Raw genomic sequence first — 13,850 nt, forward strand, 5'->3', positions numbered from 1 at the left:
TGGGATTTCATCTGCGTCATTTGCGGCGATGTTACGCATATCGCCGAAAAAGAGAAGGCGGCGCGTTCAAAAAACGCGCCGCCTTTGGCTAAAGGCTTAAAATCACAGAGCCTTCTGGAGTTCTGGCAGAGCCTCGAACAGGTCTGCGACGAGGCCGTAATCGGCAACCTGGAAGATCGGCGCTTCCTCGTCCTTGTTGATGGCAACGATGACCTTCGAGTCCTTCATACCGGCCAGATGCTGGATGGCGCCCGAAATGCCGGCAGCGATGTAAAGCTGCGGTGCCACGACCTTGCCGGTCTGACCGACCTGCCAGTCGTTCGGTGCATAACCCGCATCGACGGCTGCGCGCGATGCGCCGACGGCTGCACCGAGCTTGTCGGCAACCGGCAGGATCACTTCGCGGAACTTTTCCGAGGAGCCGAGTGCGCGACCGCCCGAGATGATGATCTTCGCAGAGGTCAGTTCCGGACGATCGGAAGAGGCGAGCGCGTCGGATACAAAGACAGAAACGCCGGGGTTCTCGGCAGCACCGATGGTTTCCACCGGTGCCGAACCACCTTCAGCGGCTGCCGCAAACGCGGTGGGGCGCACGGTGATGACCTTCTTGGCGTCGCTTGCCTGCACCGTCTGGATGGCGTTGCCGGCATAGATTGGACGTTTGAAAGTATCCGGGCTGACGACCTCAATGATTTCCGAGACCTGGGCCACATCGAGAAGGGCTGCGACGCGCGGGGCGACATTCTTGGCCGAAGCGGTCGCCGGTGCGATGATGACGTCATAGGAAGGGCTGAGCGAGACGATCAGCGCCGCCAGCGGCTCGGCGAGCGCGTTGGCATAGGATGCGTCGTCGGCAAGCAGTACCTTGGCAACGCCGGACAGTTTCGCCGCCGCGTCGGCGGCACCCTTCGCACCGGAGCCGGCAACGAGCACGTGGACGTCGCCGCCCATCTGCGTTGCCGCCGTCAGCGTCTTCGCCGTCAGGTCGGAAAGGGTTGCGTTGTCGTGTTCTGCCAGAAGAAGAATGGCCATAATGTAATCTCCCTTTTCTGAAACCTTAGAGGACGCCGTCGGCTTTGAGCTTTTCGACCAGCTCAGCCACCGAGCCGACCCTGATGCCGGCCTTGCGGCCTGCGGGCTCCTCGGTTTTCAACACCTTCAGACGCGGCGTGACATCGACGCCGAAATCGGCCGGGGTCTTCTTGTCGAGTGGCTTCTTCTTTGCCTTCATGATGTTCGGCAGCGAGGCGTAACGCGGCTCGTTCAGACGAAGATCGGTGGTGACGACAGCGGGAAGTTTCAGTTCGACCGTCTGCAGGCCGCCATCGACTTCACGCGTCACAGCGACCTTGCCATCAGACGGTACGACCTTGGAGGCGAAGGTGCCCTGGCCCCAGCCGAGAAGGGCGGCCAGCATCTGACCGGTCTGGTTACTGTCGTCGTCGATCGCCTGCTTGCCGACGATGACGAGGCCGGGCTGCTCGGCTTCCGCCACGCCCTTCAAAAGCTTGGCGACGGCTAGCGGTTCGACCGTCTCGTCGGTCTCGATCAGGATGGCGCGGTCGGCACCCATGGCGAGCGCCGTGCGCAGCGTCTCTTCCGCCTTGGCAGGGCCGATCGACACGACCACGACTTCTTCGGCCTTGCCGGCTTCTTTCAGTCGCAGAGCCTCTTCCACCGAGATTTCGTCGAACGGGTTCATCGACATCTTCACATTCGCGAGTTCAACGCCCGAACCATCCGACTTCACGCGGATCTTGACGTTGTAATCAACAACTCGTTTGACAGGGACAAGGATCTTCATCGGCGGTTTTCCTCAAACTCCTGTCCGCGAGGCGACAAGACCGCGCGGACCTCCAAAAACAGGTTGGCGACATGGATAAGCATTTTTCCCGCAAATACAACGGAGCAATGTTCATTATCACATGCACGCAAGGCATACCTTACGTTGACGTTAACGTAAATAATTTATCTCTTCGTCAACGGCTCATCTGCTCCCGTCATAGCCCCGTTCGATTTGCGACAACCCCGCCGTTTGCGACGGATTCTTGAACTGCGCCGCCCTTGGCGGAACAATCGTGCGGTCGAACAGGGGAACGTCCGGCCGGCGCATGAAAATTACCATCACAGCCCCGGCCAATATGCCGCCCACATGTGCCCCCCAGGAAACATTTTCCTCAAGGCCAAGTGCCAGCATCAGAAATTGCTGTCCGATCCATAGCGCCAGCGGAATGAAGGCAGGCAAGGGCAACGGAATGCGCATGAACACCAGAACCCAGACGCGCACCTTGGGATGCAGGAGAAAATAGGCCGCGACGACGCCGGAAACAGCGCCTGATGCACCGATAAGCGGCCCTTCCGACATGGGTGCGACAAAGCCGTGCAACAGCGCGCCGGCTATGGCGCAGGCGATGTAAAAGATAAGGAAACGGAAGTGGCCGAGTGCGTCCTCGACGTTGTCGCCGAAGACCCACAGAAACAGCATATTGCCTGCCATGTGCCAGAAATCCAGATGCAGGAACGCATAGGTGACGACGGTCAGGTCATCCGGCACCACCTGCAAGGCGGGCTCCAGGTAGGCGTAGTCGAACACCACAGCCGGGATGAAACCGAGGCCGAGCGCTGCGGCATTGGCCTGGACGTCGCTGGCAAGCACGCCGGTAAATAGCCATACCAGCACGTTGACCACGATCAGGCCGATCGTGACATATTGCAGCCGGATATGTTTGAGGGAATTCGCATCGTGCAGCGGTATGAACATCGAACGCCCTTCGTTTGTGCGAGAGATAGGCTTTAGCGGTTCTTGCCGGGAACCCACAATATGTCAGCCTTGCCCATATCATTGGCAAAACGGGCGGCAACGAACAGGAAGTCGGACAGGCGGTTGACATATTTCAGCGCTTCCGGGCTGACGATCTCGTTTTCAGCAACCGAGAGCTCCACCATGAGCCGTTCCGCCCGTCGGCAGATCGTGCGCGCCAGATGCAGATTGGCCGCCGCCGCATTGCCGCCCGGCAGCACGAAGGAGGTCAGCGGTTCAATTGCGGAGTTGAGGTCGTCGATTTCGTTTTCCAGCCGCGTGACCTGGCTCTCGACAATGCGCAGCGGTTCGTAGGCCGGCGGCTCGCCGGTTTCCGGGGTCGCGAGATCCGCGCCGAGGTCGAACATGTCGTTCTGGATGCGGAACAGCATGGCATCCAGCTTTTCCATGCTGGCAATATCAGTATTGGCGGTATGCAGCCGCGCCACGCCGATCGCCGAATTCGTTTCGTCCACCGTGCCATAGGCCTCGACGCGAAGATCGTGCTTCAGGCGGCGGGGACCGGACACCAGCGCCGTCGTGCCCTTGTCGCCGGTGCGGGTGTAGATCTTGTTCAGTTTCACCATGTCAGCGTCCGCCGCCGGTGAGCCAAAGGGTCAGCATGATGAGCACGATGGCGATGGCCTGCAACAGGAGGCGAAGCTGCATCAACTTGTTGGAACGGTTGGCGTCTTGGCCCTTCAGCATGTTGAAAAGGCCTCGTATCAGCACGATGACAACGAGGCCCATAACGATAAGGGCCAGAACAGTGGTGAAGCCGGACATTTAGGGGGTACTCCTCCTCAATCGAATCTGCGCAGCAGACGATAGAACAGTCCGGCAGGCAAGAGCCGTTTCAGCAACAGCCCCTGTTTGGCGGGAACGGTGACGGGATAATGCGGTTTTGGCTTTGCGGCGGTCAGGGCGTGTTTCAGCACGGCGTAAACGGCATCGGGGCCAAGCTTGTGGCGGTTGACCGGGCCGGACCCATCCATCCGCGCCAGCTGACGCTTGTATTCCACAGCATGGGCCGAGTTTTCCAGATCGATCTTGTCCCTGACGTGGGCAAGCGCCGTCGTGGTGAATTTCGACGTGATCGGCCCCGGTTCGATCAGGCTCACATGGATGCCGCTGCCCTGAAGTTCCATGCGCAGCGTGACGCCAAGGCCCTCGATCGCGAATTTCGATGCGGTATAGGCACCACGATAACGATAGGGAACAAGGCCGAGAATGGAGGAGCAATGCACGATGCGCCCTGAACCGCGCTGGCGCATGAAGGGAATGACCCGCCGCGTCAGATCGTGCCAGCCGAAGACGTTGGTTTCGAATTGCTGCCGCAGTGCTTCCACCGGCAGATCCTCCACAGCACCCGGCTGGCCATAGGCGCCATTGTTGAACAGCGCATCGATGCGGCCTCCGGTTCTGGCCGCAACCGTATCCAGGAGAGCCGCGATGGTTTCGGGCTTGGTATAGTCCATGATCAGGGTTTCTATGCCCTGATTTTCGAGCGCGGCCATATCGACGATGCGACGCACGGTGGCAAACACCCTCCAGCCGTCGCGGTGAAGCGCGCCGGCACAATGGGCTCCGATGCCCGAGGAACATCCGGTAATTATGATGACGGGTTTTTCAGGCATCTATGCCGCTCCGGAAAACCGAATGTTGCGCTGGCCCGATGGTCTGGCCTGTGAAAATTGTATTGCGCAAAATCTGTATGCCTGCGGGAACCGAAAGGCGGGCTTGTGCGCTGTACAAAGTAGAGCTGACTTCCCATATTCGGGGCGAAGTTACAAATGAAATGCCGATGAATGGAGGCGACATGGTTGCCGCAGTGCGCCTGGCAGGCAAGGTTGCCTTCGATGCCTATTCTCATTTTGCCGAGGATGACGGCTGGGCGATGGCGAGCCACATGGCGCTTTCCATCCTGCTGGCGCTGTTCCCGTTCCTGATTTTCGGTACGGCTTTGGCCGGTTTTCTGGGGGCTGACCAGTTTTCCGAGACGGCGGTGCATCTGATTTTTGACACCTGGCCGGAAGCGATCGCAGGTCCGCTTGCCGCGCAGGTGCAGCAGGTCCTGACCATTCCGCGCGGCGGACTGCTCACGATTTCGGTGCTGGCGGCCGCATATTTTGCCTCCAACGGCGTCGAGGCGCTACGAATCTCGCTCAACCGCGCCTATCGCGTCACGGAAACGCGCTGGTGGTACATCACCCGTCTTCTCAGTCTGCTTTATGTGTTGATCGCAGTGGTGGTCTTTACCGGCATCAGCATCGTGCTTGTTGCGGTGCCGGTCGCAACGTCATTTGCCGAGCAGCGATTTCCCTGGCTGACGGATGCGCTGAACACGGTTTCCAGCCTGGGACTTTACGGCACCATCGTCGTTCTGACGGTCGGGCTGGTGGCGGCGCATCTGTGGCTTCCGGCCGGCAAACGCCGCATCTGGGATGTCTGGCCCGGCATTCTGCTGACAATGATCTTCTGGGTCATCGGCGCGGCGATCTTTGCCTATTACCTCTCCACCTTCGCCAATTATGCCGCCACCTACGCCGGTTTGGCCTCGGTGATGGTGGTTCTGGTGTTTCTTTACATGGTGGGTGTCATCTTCATGCTGGGCGCGGAAGTGAATGCCGCTCTGATGAAATACAAGGTCCGGCAGATCATCCGCCGCAATATCTCCGGCAACAGTGCGCGCCGCGAGCAGGTGCTAGAGGAGCCCGACAAGCCGGCGGATATCTGACGGCGTTTTTCCTTCCGCCCGAAGCGCTGAAAGGCCGGTGCTGCCTTCGCTTTTCGAGAGCTTGCGCCCATCAGCACCCAAAATCAGCCGGTGGTGGTGATAGGCGGGTGGCGGCAGGTCCAGCAATTGTTGCAGCAGCCGGTGAATGGCGGTTGCGTTAAACAGATCCATGCCGCGCACCACATGGGTGATGCCTTGCAGCGCGTCATCCAACACCACGGAAAGATGATAGCTCGAGGGGGCGTCGGAGCGCGACAGCACCACATCGCCCCACAGCGCCGGCAAAGCTTCGATTTCCCCGGTCTGCCCGTCGCCGCTCTCGCGCCAGAACAGCTTGCTGTGCAAGGTGCGGACCGCCTTTTCCATGTCGAGCCGCCAGGCGTGTTGCCTGCCTGATGCCAGAAGTTCGGCCCGTTCCGCCTGCGGCCTTTGCCGATCTATTGCGGGGTAAAGCGGCGCGCCGTCGGGATCGCGCGGCCAGAGCCTTCCCTCTGCCTCAAAGGCCCTGACAACGGCTTTCGTCTCACCCCGGCTTAAGAAGGCGGGATAGGCGAGGTCGGCCTCGACCAGCCTGTCGAGTGCTGTGCGATACTCATCGAAGTGCTCCGATTGCCGCCGCACCGGCTTTTCCCATTCCAGTCCCAGCCAGCCAAGATCATCATAGATCGCCTGCTCCAGCTCCGGAGTGCAGCGCGTCTGGTCGATATCTTCGATGCGCAGCAGAAAATGGCCACTGTTTTCCCGCATCATGTCGTGGTTCAGAAAAGCGGAAAGCGCATGGCCCAGATGCAGGGCGCCATTGGGGCTGGGCGCAAAACGATAAACCGGTTTTTGACGGACGGGCGAAGGCATGGTTTCTTCTGCCATGTTTTGAAGCGCCTCGCCACCCGGTGCCGGGCCAACGTGAATATGGGCTGTGCAGACATGAAAATCATCAGGGGCCTCGACGATATCAGCGAAGGTCTGGCGCATCTTGCCCGCCTCGATCCGGCTCTTAGCCTTATTATCGAAAAAGCCGGTCCGTTGGAGTTGCGTATTCACGAGCCCGGCTTTGCGGGCCTTGCCCATATCGTCGTGTCGCAGATGGTGTCGCGCGCCAGCGCCAACGCCATATGGGTGCGTATCCTTGCCGGCACGGGCGGGGCGGTGACGGCGGAAAACTATCTGGCGGTGCCGGAAGAATTGCGCGCCACATTCGGCCTTTCCCGGGCCAAGGCAACAACGCTGGAAGGGTTGGCGCACGCGGTTGCGGATGGCCGCATCGATCTTGATGCCGTCAGTCGCAAGGAAGCGGATGTGGCCCTTTCTGAGCTGGTGGCGCTTCGCGGCATTGGTCCGTGGACGGCGGAAGTATATCTGATGTTCTGCGGCGGCCACCCCGACATTTTTCCGGTTGGCGATGTGGCGCTGCGGGCTGCGGTGGGCCACGCGCTTTCGCTCGAGGCACGGCCGGATGCGAAATGGTTGGCGGCGCGGGCGGAACTCTGGACGCCCTGGCGCTCCGTCGCCGCCCGGCTGTTCTGGGGCTACTATGCAAATATCATGCGGCGCGCGATGGTGCCGCTACCCTGATATGGCCGCGCGGCGCTAGAAGTCTGCGATCCGGTAGGGCAAGGCCCCACGTGAGAGATGATCGACATGTAGTTTGCGTTTTAGCGGCGGTACGGCGCGCTGCACGCAGTCGACCCTTTCGCAAACCCGGCAGGAAACGCCGATGGGCTTGAAGGAGGCGGCATTGGCGAGATCGAGTGTATCGGCATAGACGAAATTCTGCGCATGGGAAATTTCGCAGCCGAGCGCGATGGCATAGCGTGGCCTGTCCGTGTTGAAACCGGCGCCGGCTTTTTCGATCTGTGTGGCGATGGAAAGATAGCGCACGCCGTCAGGTGTTTCCGCCAGCTGGCGTACTATCCTGTCGGAGCTTTCGAAGGCCTGATGAATGTTCCAGAGCGGACAGGCCGCGCCGAAACGGGCAAATTGCAGCCTTGTGGCGCTGTGGCGTTTGGTGATGTTGCCAGCCCGGTCGATCTTGGCGAAAAAGATCGGTACGCCTTTCTGACCAGGGCGTTGCAAAGTGCTGAGCCTGTGGGCCACCTGTTCAAGGCTCGCGCCGAAGCGCACGGCCAGAAGTTCCAGATCGTGGCGCAATTCCTGCGCGGCCCGGTGAAATTGCCCATATGGCAGGATCAGCGCGGCGGCGAAATAGTTGTGAAGGCCGATGCGACAGATTTCCGCGGCTTCGGCGCTACGGAAACCGGCGCCGGCCAGCACTCTGTCCACGGTTGCTCCCGCATGAAGCTGGGCGATCTGAAGCGCAAGCTGAAAACAGCGGGTCGGTACTGCCATGTAGGAACTGAGCGCCAGCGTTTTGCCGGCCGGATCGAAATGCCGGATCAATCCGCCCGCCGCCTCCGTTCTGGTGATATGGACACCGAAGCGGCTGCGTAGATGGGCCGCGAGAATGCCGTAGGTCTCGCCGCCCTCTATCTCCAGTTCGTATGCAAGTTCTTCCGCCAGAAGATCGATCTCGGCAACGTAATTGTCGACGAAGTGGAAGAAATCGCGGACCTCTTCGTAAGGTGTTCTTTCCACCTGCGCGGTTCCCCGCCCCAGCCTGTCATCCAGCTGCACCAGCTGCTCGCTATTTTGCCGGTAGGCCTGGTGGGCGCGCAAAAGCGCATGGGCAAAACCCGGTGCGTTCTGCGCAATCAGCTTCAGCTCCTGCAGCCCGGGCTCGTAATTCAGGAACAGCGGGTCTTTCAGGGCCTCGCGCACAGCGGAAACCAGCCGGTCGTTTTCGCCGGTTGCCAGCTCCGTCACGTCGAGCTGGAATTTTTCCACCAGCGTCACCAGAACGCTGGCGGAAACGGGTCGCTGATTGTTTTCGATCTGGTTCAGATAACTGGCCGAAATGCCGAGCCGTTCGGCAAACTGTGCCTGCGTGGCGCGGGCGTTTTCGCGAAGGCCGCGGACCTTGCGGCCGATGAAGAGCTTTTCCATAGCCATGTTGCAACTTTGCAAAAGTAAATATTGCAAATATTTATGCCACGCATACGCGCACGATCAAGGCTTCTAGGCGAATGTTTTCTAAGCTATTGATTTTGAGGAAACGCATGGAGGAAACATGCCCAGCATTCTGGAGCAATTGCAGACGCGCCGCGACGAAGCGCGGCTCGGCGGCGGCGTCAAGCGCATTGAGGCGCAGCATGCCAAGGGCAAGCTGACGGCGCGCGAGCGCATCGATGTGTTGCTGGATGAAGGTTCCTTCGAAGAGTACGACATGTACGTTACCCACCGGGCGGTGGATTTCGGCATGGCCGAACAGAAGGTGGCGGGCGATGGCGTCGTTACCGGCTGGGGCACCATCAACGGCCGGCAGGTCTATGTTTTCAGCCAGGATTTTACCGTGCTCGGCGGTTCGCTGTCGGAAACCCATGCCCAGAAAATCTGCAAGATCATGGATATGGCCGTGCGCAACGGCGCGCCCGTGATTGGCCTCAACGACAGTGGCGGCGCGCGCATTCAGGAAGGTGTTGCTTCGCTCGGCGGTTATGCCGACGTTTTCAAGCGCAACGTCATCGCCTCCGGTGTCGTGCCTCAAATCTCTGTCATCATGGGGCCGTGTGCCGGTGGTGCCGTTTATTCGCCTGCCATGACCGACTTCATCTTCATGGTGCGCGATACCTCCTACATGTTCGTAACCGGGCCGGATGTGGTGAAGACCGTGACCAACGAGATCGTCACGGCGGAAGAGCTGGGCGGCGCCTCCACACACACCAAAAAATCCTCCGTTGCCGATGGCGCCTATGAAAACGACATCGAGACGCTGGAACATGTGCGGCTGTTGTTCGATTTCCTGCCGCTGAATAATCGGGAAAAACCGCCAGTCCGGCCTTTTCATGACGATCCCGCACGGCTGGAAGCGCGCCTCGACACGCTGATCCCCGACAGTTCCAACAAGCCATACGATATGAAGGAACTGATCCATGCGCTCGCCGACGAGGGCGATTTCTTCGAATTGCAGGAGGCGTTTGCCAGAAACATCATCACCGGTTTCATGCGTCTGGAAGGCCAGACGGTAGGCGTCGTCGCAAACCAGCCGATGGTGCTGGCCGGGTGTCTGGATATTGACAGCTCACGCAAGGCCGCCCGCTTCGTGCGCTTCTGCGATGCCTTCAACATTCCCCTGCTGACACTGGTGGATGTGCCCGGTTTCCTACCGGGAACGGCGCAGGAATATGGCGGCGTCATCAAGCACGGTGCGAAACTGCTGTTTGCCTATTCCGAGGCGACGGTTCCGATGGTGACGCTGATTACCCGCAAGGCCTATGGTGGCGCGTATGACGTGATGGCCTCGAAACATATCGGCGCTGATGTGAACTATGCTTGGCCAACTGCGGAAATCGCTGTCATGGGCGCAAAAGGGGCAGCGGAAATCCTCTATCGCTCGGAGCTTTCCGATCCGGACAAGATCGCCGCGCGCACAAGGGAATATGAGGAGCGTTTCGCCAATCCCTTCGTGGCGGCAGAGCGTGGTTTCATCGATGAGGTTATCATGCCGCATTCCTCGCGCCGCCGCATCGCCCGTGCCTTTGCTTCGCTGCGGGGCAAGAACGTCGAAACCCGCTGGAAAAAGCACGATACCATTCCGCTCTGACCTGCTCTGGGGCTGGAAAAATACTTTGGCCACCTTACTATAATGATGTTCAGGCGCCCGACCTTCGGTGCCCTCCCGAAACGCACAAGGACTGATTTTTATGGCCGAGAACTCCTCCGCAGATAATTTTCCCGCCGGATATGAAGTGCCCAAGGTCTGGACCTGGGACAAGGGTAATGGCGGCCAGTTCGCCAATATCAATCGCCCGATCGCCGGTCCCACCCATGACAAGGAATTGCCGGTCGGCAAACATTCGTTGCAGCTTTATTCGCTGGCAACGCCGAATGGCCAGAAGGTCTCGATCATGCTGGAAGAATTGCTGGCCGCTGGCCACAAGGGCGCCGAATATGATGCCTGGCTGATCAAGATCGGCGAAGGCGACCAGTTCGGCTCCGGTTTTGTCGGCGTCAATCCGAACTCCAAGATCCCGGCGTTGATGGATCATTCGACGCCCGAGCCGACCAGGGTTTTCGAGAGCGGCTCGATCCTCGTTTACCTCGCGGAAAAATTTGGCGCTTTCCTGCCGAAAGAGGGCAATGCCCGCACGCAGGCGCTGAACTGGCTGTTCTGGCAGATGGGTTCCGCCCCCTTCCTCGGCGGCGGTTTCGGCCATTTCTACGCCTACGCCCCGATCAAGATCAAATATGCTATCGACCGTTACGCCATGGAAGTTAAACGCCAGCTTGACGTGCTTGACCGTCATCTGGCCGACAACCGTTATCTGGCGGGCTCGGAATATACGATTGCCGACATGGCCGTCTGGCCCTGGTATGGCAAGATCGCGCTCGGCCAGGCTTATGGCGATGCCGGTGCTTTCCTTGAAGCCGCCGGTTATAAGAACCTTATGCGCTGGACGCTTGAAATCGGCGAACGCCCTGCGGTCAAGCGCGGCGTGATCGTCAACAAAACCTCGGGCGATCCGTCCGAACAATTGCATGAACGCCACGATGCCTCCGACTTCGAGCAGAAGACGCAGGACAAAATCGGCAAGGCATAACGAAAAGACTAGAGCGCTTCTGGTTTTAATAGGACCATGGAAGCGCTCTAATTATTTGAATTTACGCATATCCAGACGTAAAAGCGGACCCGCTTTTAATGGAAATGCTTCTGGAAGGACAAAAGATGGCGAACCTGCCCGAAATGACCAAACACAAGGGATTTCCCTCCGGCATGCCGAGCACGGGCATCCAGTTCACCATCCGCCGCGCCAATCCAAAAGGGGTAACGCCCATCAAGATGATACCCCGAAGGGCGCGGGACGATTCCAAGGAACACCGCATCGATGCGGCCTTCCTGCACTCGCTCTGGCACCATTTTGGTCCCGAGCCGTTCGAGCGCGGTAATCTCGACGCGGCCCGCCTCAGCCTGCTGTTCGGCCGCGAGGTCTTGCCGGCGGAAAAGAATTTCGATCCGCTTTCCTACCAAGCGATGCTTGTCATTGACGAGCGCGTCGCCCGGCAGAATTTCCCGGAATCCTTCGAGAACTTTTTCGAGATTTGAGGACGGCATACGGCATTTGTCGTGAGGGGAAGAGGGGAGAATAATCGCGTGATCAAGAAAATCCTCATCGCCAATCGCGGCGAGATCGCCTGCCGGGTCATCAAGACGGCGAAGAAGATGGGCATTGCGACGGTTGCCGTCTATTCGGATGCTGATGCCAATGCTTTGCATGTGAAGATGGCGGATGAGGCCGTTCATATCGGTCCGGCGCCCTCGTCGCAGTCCTATATCGTCATCGATAAAATCCTTGCTGCGATCGAGAAGACCGGGGCTGATGCGGTGCATCCCGGCTATGGCTTCCTGTCGGAGAACGCTGCCTTTGCCGAGGCGCTGGAGAAGGCGGGTGTCATCTTCATCGGCCCGCCGGTCGGCGCTATCCAGGCCATGGGCGACAAGATCACCTCCAAGAAGCTCGCGGCGGAAGCCGGTGTTTCCACCGTGCCCGGCCATATGGGGCTGATTGGGGATGCAGATGAGGCGGTGAGGATCGCCTCCGAGATCGGTTATCCCGTGATGATCAAGGCTTCGGCCGGCGGCGGCGGAAAGGGCATGCGCATCGCCTTCAACGATGCGGAGGCGCGCGAGGGTTTCCAGTCTTCAAAAAACGAGGCGAAATCTTCCTTTGGGGACGACCGCATCTTCATCGAGAAATTCGTCACCCAGCCGCGCCATATCGAAATTCAGGTGCTGGGCGATCAACACGGCAATATTCTTTACCTTGGCGAGCGAGAGTGCTCGATCCAGCGCCGCAACCAGAAGGTCATCGAGGAAGCGCCATCGCCCTTTCTTGATGAGGCAACGCGCAAGGCCATGGGCGAGCAGGCCGTGGCTCTTTCGAGAGCAGTCGGTTACCATTCGGCCGGAACGGTGGAATTCATCGTCGATGGCGAGCGCAATTTCTACTTTTTGGAAATGAATACGCGCCTGCAGGTGGAACATCCGGTAACGGAACTCGTCACAGGCATTGATCTTGTCGAGCAGATGATCCGCGTGGCATCAGGCGAAAAGCTGTCCTTCGGGCAGACCGATATAAGGTTGAACGGCTGGGCAATCGAAAGCCGGCTTTATGCCGAAGACCCCTATCGTAATTTCTTGCCCTCCATCGGCCGGTTGACGCGGTATCGCCCGCCGCAAGAGGGCGAGCAGGAAAACGGCACCGTGATCCGCAACGATACCGGCGTCTTCGAAGGCGGTGAAATCTCGATGTATTACGATCCGATGATCGCCAAGCTTTGTAGCTGGGCAAAGGATCGTGAAACCGCCATCGATGCCATGGGGCAGGCGCTGGATCGTTTCGAAGTGGAGGGCATCGGCCACAATCTGCCGTTCCTCTCGGCTGTCATGCAGCACGAGCGTTTTCGGGCCGGCCGTCTGACGACGGGTTTTATCGCCGAGGAATTTCCGGAGGGCTTTTCCGGGGTGGAGCCCGATGAGGCTTCCGTGCGCAAGCTCGCAGCCATCGCCACCGTTATCCACCAGCGGCTTCAAAACCGTGCGGTCGAAATTTCCGGTACCATTGGCAATCATCGTCGCATTGTCGGTCAGGACTGGGTGGTTTCGCTTGGTCAATCCCGTCGAAGCGTCAGCGTGGAAACCGGTGCTGAAGGCATGGCAATCCGTTTTGAGGATGGTGCTGCGCTGACGGTCGCTACCGGCTGGCTTCCCGGCCGCAGCCTTGGCCTGTTCACGGTGGGGGGCGAGGTGATCGCCGCCAAGGTCGATCTTGCCGGTGCGGCGGTTCGTCTGCGCTGGCGCGGCATGGATGTTCTCGCCCATGTGCGCAGCCCGCGCGTGGCGGAACTGGCGCTGCTGATGCCGGAAAAGCTGCCGCCCGATACGTCGAAACTGTTGCTCTGCCCGATGCCGGGCGTCATCACCGGGATCTCGGTTGGCGAGGGGGACGAGGTGGAAGCCGGTCAGGCGCTGGCGACGGTGGAGGCAATGAAGATGGAGAACATCCTGCGTGCGGAAAAACGCGGCCGGGTCGCCAAAGTGTCGGCAAAGCCGGGCGATAGCCTCGCCGTGGATGAGGTTATCATCGAATTTGAATAGGGCTTGATACCGTTTTTGAGGAACGGATGAGGGGCGGAGCGGGTTACGGGGTAGGCTGGATTTCGGTCACGATCACCAGTCACAGTACTGAAAATGAAATGCAG

14 protein-coding genes are annotated in these 13,850 nt (G+C 59.4%); 6 read left to right on the plus strand and 8 right to left on the minus strand.

Features of this window, described 5'->3' with window-relative positions; genetic code table 11:
- Positions 1-102: 102 nt before the first annotated feature.
- The 6 genes from ACQZ5Y_RS07335 to ACQZ5Y_RS07360 all read right to left on the minus strand — a co-directional run bounded on the left by ACQZ5Y_RS07335 (position 103) and on the right by ACQZ5Y_RS07360 (position 4,437).
- Complete coding sequence (locus ACQZ5Y_RS07335; protein ID WP_174060052.1) at positions 103-1,032, minus strand: electron transfer flavoprotein subunit alpha/FixB family protein; 930 nt, start codon at positions 1,030-1,032, stop codon at positions 103-105.
- Between the two features lie 25 nt (positions 1,033-1,057).
- Positions 1,058-1,804, minus strand: coding sequence for an electron transfer flavoprotein subunit beta/FixA family protein (locus ACQZ5Y_RS07340; protein WP_013761780.1), 747 nt, complete (start codon positions 1,802-1,804; stop codon positions 1,058-1,060).
- A gap of 183 nt (positions 1,805-1,987) precedes the next feature.
- Entirely contained in the window at positions 1,988-2,761 is a 774-nt protein-coding gene (locus ACQZ5Y_RS07345) for a rhomboid family intramembrane serine protease (protein ID WP_003511318.1), read from the minus strand.
- 32 nt (positions 2,762-2,793) lie between these two features.
- Complete coding sequence (locus ACQZ5Y_RS07350; protein WP_174060051.1) at positions 2,794-3,387, minus strand: cob(I)yrinic acid a,c-diamide adenosyltransferase; 594 nt, start codon at positions 3,385-3,387, stop codon at positions 2,794-2,796.
- A 1-nt stretch (position 3,388) separates the two neighbouring features.
- Positions 3,389-3,586 (minus strand): twin transmembrane helix small protein, encoded by a 198-nt coding sequence (locus ACQZ5Y_RS07355; RefSeq protein ID WP_003497428.1) that lies wholly within the window; start codon positions 3,584-3,586, stop codon positions 3,389-3,391.
- Positions 3,587-3,603: 17 nt separating this feature from the next.
- Positions 3,604-4,437, minus strand: coding sequence for an SDR family oxidoreductase (locus ACQZ5Y_RS07360; protein WP_174060050.1), 834 nt, complete (start codon positions 4,435-4,437; stop codon positions 3,604-3,606).
- A 182-nt stretch (positions 4,438-4,619) separates the two neighbouring features.
- On the opposite strand from ACQZ5Y_RS07360, the gene ACQZ5Y_RS07365 reads away from it, so the two are divergent.
- The gene (locus tag ACQZ5Y_RS07365; protein WP_013761775.1) at positions 4,620-5,537 is read left to right on the plus strand and encodes a YihY/virulence factor BrkB family protein; all 918 of its coding nucleotides are present in this window, start codon (positions 4,620-4,622) and stop codon (positions 5,535-5,537) included.
- Here ACQZ5Y_RS07365 and gluQRS read toward each other — a convergent pair.
- Positions 5,505-6,389, minus strand: coding sequence for a tRNA glutamyl-Q(34) synthetase GluQRS (gene gluQRS, locus ACQZ5Y_RS07370; RefSeq protein ID WP_162632826.1), 885 nt, complete (start codon positions 6,387-6,389; stop codon positions 5,505-5,507). The two genes, ACQZ5Y_RS07365 and gluQRS, sit on opposite strands and share 33 nt — an antisense overlap.
- A gap of 72 nt (positions 6,390-6,461) precedes the next feature.
- Between gluQRS and ACQZ5Y_RS07375 the strand changes: the two genes are divergently transcribed.
- The gene (locus tag ACQZ5Y_RS07375; RefSeq protein ID WP_013761773.1) at positions 6,462-7,109 is read left to right on the plus strand and encodes a DNA-3-methyladenine glycosylase family protein; all 648 of its coding nucleotides are present in this window, start codon (positions 6,462-6,464) and stop codon (positions 7,107-7,109) included.
- A gap of 15 nt (positions 7,110-7,124) precedes the next feature.
- Here ACQZ5Y_RS07375 and ACQZ5Y_RS07380 read toward each other — a convergent pair whose 3' ends face one another.
- Positions 7,125-8,543, minus strand: coding sequence for a helix-turn-helix domain-containing protein (locus ACQZ5Y_RS07380; RefSeq protein WP_065704413.1), 1,419 nt, complete (start codon positions 8,541-8,543; stop codon positions 7,125-7,127).
- A gap of 118 nt (positions 8,544-8,661) precedes the next feature.
- Here ACQZ5Y_RS07380 and ACQZ5Y_RS07385 point away from each other — a divergent pair, with 118 nt between their 5' ends.
- From ACQZ5Y_RS07385 to ACQZ5Y_RS07400, 4 genes are all read left to right on the plus strand, one after another.
- The gene (locus tag ACQZ5Y_RS07385) at positions 8,662-10,194 is read left to right on the plus strand and encodes an acyl-CoA carboxylase subunit beta (protein WP_035199610.1); all 1,533 of its coding nucleotides are present in this window, start codon (positions 8,662-8,664) and stop codon (positions 10,192-10,194) included.
- A 100-nt stretch (positions 10,195-10,294) separates the two neighbouring features.
- Positions 10,295-11,191 (plus strand): glutathione-dependent disulfide-bond oxidoreductase, encoded by an 897-nt coding sequence (gene yghU, locus ACQZ5Y_RS07390; protein WP_113472772.1) that lies wholly within the window; start codon positions 10,295-10,297, stop codon positions 11,189-11,191.
- A gap of 125 nt (positions 11,192-11,316) precedes the next feature.
- On the plus strand, positions 11,317-11,694 hold the full coding sequence (locus ACQZ5Y_RS07395; protein WP_013761770.1) for a hypothetical protein: 378 nt from the start codon (positions 11,317-11,319) through the stop codon (positions 11,692-11,694).
- 48 nt (positions 11,695-11,742) lie between these two features.
- Positions 11,743-13,746, plus strand: a complete 2,004-nt coding sequence (locus ACQZ5Y_RS07400) for an acetyl-CoA carboxylase biotin carboxylase subunit (RefSeq protein ID WP_174060049.1) — start codon at positions 11,743-11,745, stop codon at positions 13,744-13,746.
- Positions 13,747-13,850: the final 104 nt, after the last annotated feature.

The organism is Agrobacterium sp. A3-95 (assembly GCF_053521785.1).